This window comes from Spirulina sp. CCY15215, assembly GCF_016888125.1.
Classification (GTDB): domain Bacteria; phylum Cyanobacteriota; class Cyanobacteriia; order Cyanobacteriales; family Spirulinaceae; genus CCY15215.
On the sequence record NZ_JACSWA010000331.1, the window covers coordinates 1 to 3,731 of the forward strand.

Here is a 3,731-nt window from a genome sequence, read left to right on the forward strand (position 1 = left end):
TGAATTTACTTATGCTTGTAATTGGATACGGGATTATTTGCGAACAAATACTGAGTTAAAAGAAGAAGATCGGCATTTATGCGATCGCGCTTATCAAAAAACTGGGTTTAAAACCCCGTCCTCTCTTAATGTAACTTACACATTAACGGGCAAGATGACCGCACTACCATAGCCAGAGAATACAGTAGTGGGAACGTCTCGCTCCCTAGCTGCGTAACTCCTAGATTAATGATTGAAGATCGAGGAAGAATTGCATGAGTAACTATCACTATCAAGTTGGGGGAAGCCTCATTGACAATGCGCCGAGCTATGTCGAGCGACGTGCCGATACAGAATTATATGAAGCCCTCAAACAAGGCGAATTTTGCTACATTCTCAACTCGAGACAAGTGGGAAAATCTTCTCTATTAGTTCGGACCCGCTATCGACTCGAACGAGAAGGATGCAAATGTGCCAGTATTGATATGACGACTATTGGCAGTGAAAATATTACCCCGAATCAATGGTATAAAGGCATTGCTGTTGAATTGTGGCGAGGATTTCAACTCTTAAGACAAATAAAATTAAAAACCTGGTGGGCAGAGCAAGAAGGAATTTCTCTCGTGCAGAAATTGGGTCAATTTATCGAACTTCTTCTAGAAACATTAACTGAAGAAAAAATCTTTATTTTTGTGGATGAAATAGATAGTATTCTTAGTCTTGATTTTCCCATTGATGACTTTTTTGCCTTAATTCGCTTTTGTTACAATCAAAGAGCGCACGATCCTCGATATCAGCGCATTGTTTTTGCGCTTTTTGGTGTCGCGACTCCATCAGATTTAATTTCGGATCGCCAGAGAACGCCATTTAATATTGGTAAAGCGATTGAGCTACAAGGTTTTAAGATTGATGAAAGTGATTCTCTCGTAGCAGGATTGACGACCAAAAATGGCAATGAAAAAAAGATAATTGCCGAAATTTTAAACTGGACTTCCGGACAGCCTTTTTTAACCCAAAAATTATGCCAGATCGCGATCGATATCAATCTTAAGGAAAACGGGAAACCGATTGATATTCCCCTAGGAACAGAAAGTTTTTGGGTGGAGAGTCTGGTCAAATCGCGTATTATTCAAAAATGGGAATCTCAAGATGAACCCGAGCATTTACGCACGATCCGCGATCGCATTAATCAAAATGCAATGAGTAACTCTCGGTTATTGGGGATTTATCAACAAGTCTTGCAAGAAAAAGAAGTAGAAGTTGATGATAGTCGAGAGCAAATCGACCTAGCTTTATCGGGTTTGGTGGTTAAATCAGCAGGAATATTGAAAGTTAAAAATAGAATTTATCAAGCAGTTTTTAACTTAGAATGGGTCGAGAAGCAATTAGGAAAGTTACGTCCCTACTCAGAAGTCTTGCAGGCTTGGATCGCCTCCCAACAAACCGATGAGTCAAGACTATTGCGAGGAAAAGCACTACAAAAAGCCCTCGCCTGGTCTCAGGGGAAAAGTTTGAACGATGTAGATTATCAGTTCTTGAAAGCGAGTCAAGAACTAGATCGCCAAGAAATGGAAATGCGGCGATCGGCAGAACGGACCCAAGCCATCGAAACTCAATTAATCCGCGATCGCAAAGCCGCCAAAATTCAACAACGGCTGCTCATCGCAGTGAGTACAACATTATTGATGGCTTCCGCATTAGGAATAACAGCCTTTTGGCAATATCGTAAATCCGCACACAGCGAACGATTAGCGAGGATCAGCGAAGTTCAAGCCCTGGCCTCCTTCTCAATCGCCCTGTTTGCCTCCCAGAAAAAATCCGATGCCCTCCTCAATGCCATCAAAGCCAGCCAAAAATTGCAAACTCTCGACAAGGTGAATCCCCAAACAGAAAAGCAAGTCCAAAATGCCCTGCGCCAAGCTATTTATGGCATCGTAGAATACAATCGCTTTTCGGGTCACGCTGCCGGGGTTTGGGGAGTTGCTTACACTGCCGATGGAGAAGCCATTGTGACGGCCAGTAAAGATAGAACAGCCAAAGTGTGGAGTAAAGAAGGACGGTTATTAACCACCCTAAACGGTCATCAGGATGCCGTTTTAGATGTTGCATTTTCCCCCGATGGCCAGACCATCGCCACAGCCAGTGAGGACACAACGGTTAAACTTTGGAATCGTGAAGGAAAACTGCTCAAAACCTTAAGCGGCCATAAAGACGGGGTTACAAGCGTGATATTTTCCCCGGATGGTCAGGCGATCGCCACGACGGGAAGCGATAAAAGCGTTAGGCTTTGGAGTCGTGAAGGAAAACTACTCAAAATCTTAGTCAAGCACGATGCTCTTGTTTGGGGTGCCGCCTTTTCGCCAGACAGTCAGACTTTGGTTACGGTGGGTTTCGACAAAACCATCAAATTATGGAATCGAGAGGGAGAACTACTCAAAACTTTTAGCGGCCACGAATCCTCTATTTGGGGAGTCGCCTTCTCCCCCAAGGATGAAGTTTTCGCAACGGTGAGTGGTGATAAAACCGCCAAACTTTGGAACTTGAAGGGAGAATTACAAGGGACTTTGATCGGTCACGAATCACGAGTACTGGGGGTTTCTTTTTCCCCCGACGGTCAAACCATCGCCACCACTAGCGAAGACAAAACCATTAAACTGTGGACGCTACAGGGGCAATTATTAGCAACCTTGATGGGACATGAAGCGGGAGTTTGGGATGTTGCTTTTGCTCCCGATGGTAAAACCTTAGTCTCGGTGAGTGAGGACAAAACCGCTAGACTCTGGAATTTAGACGAAAAGATTTTAACTGTACTAACAGGACACGAAGCGGGGGTTTGGTCTGTCGCTTTTGCTCCCGATGGTCAAACCTTGGTGACGGGAAGCGCGGATAGTACCGCCAAAGTCTGGACTCGGGAGGGACGGTTGCTGAGAACCCTTGTCGGACATGATGGCGTGATTTTTGGGGTGGACTTTTCCCCCGACAGTCGCACGATCGCCACAGTGAGCGAAGATAAAACGACCAAATTATGGCAAGGGGAAGAGGCGATCGCAACTCTCATCGATGATGATAATGCTGCTGTTTGGGGTATTGATTTTACCCCTAATGGAGAAATGCTGGTAACTTCTAGCGATAAAACCGCCAAGCTCTGGGATTTGCCAGGAGAATCACCGAGAGTCATCATTGGTAGCAACAATGATTCCGTTTCAAGACTTTCCTTATCTCCCGATGGCAAAATCCTCGCGACAGCAACCTGGGACGGTTTGGTGAAACTCTGGAATTTGGAGGGAAAATTACTGGAAAATTGGATTGCTCACAATCTTGGAGTGAATAGTCTTGCCTTTTCCCCCGATGGCAAGATACTGATCACCGGAGGAGAAGATAATCTGGCCAAACTCTGGGATCTGCAAGGGAATTTGCTCAAGGTTCTCAGCGAACACGATGGGGGCGTTACGGGTATTGCTTTTTCCCCCAATGGCCAAATTATCGCTACAGCGAGTTTCGACAATACCGCAAAAATATGGAATTTAAACGGAGAACTCTTAACAACCCTCACCGGCCACGATTCTGCCATCAATGGTGTTGCATTTTCTCCTGATGGTAAAACTCTCGTTACTGCCAGTTGGGATAGTACTGCCATGCTTTGGGATTTAGAACGCATCCTCAAGTTAGATGAATTTACTTATGCTTGTAATTGGATACGGGATTATTTGCGAACAAATACTGAGTTAAAAGAAGAAGATCGGCATTTATGC

Annotated in this window: 1 protein-coding gene; it reads left to right on the forward strand. The window is 44.7% G+C overall.

The features are described 5' to 3' along the window. Positions 1-254: 254 nt before the first annotated feature. On the forward strand, positions 255-3,731 hold a 3,477-nt coding region (locus tag JUI58_RS06700; protein ID WP_204102987.1), incomplete at its 3' end, for an AAA-like domain-containing protein.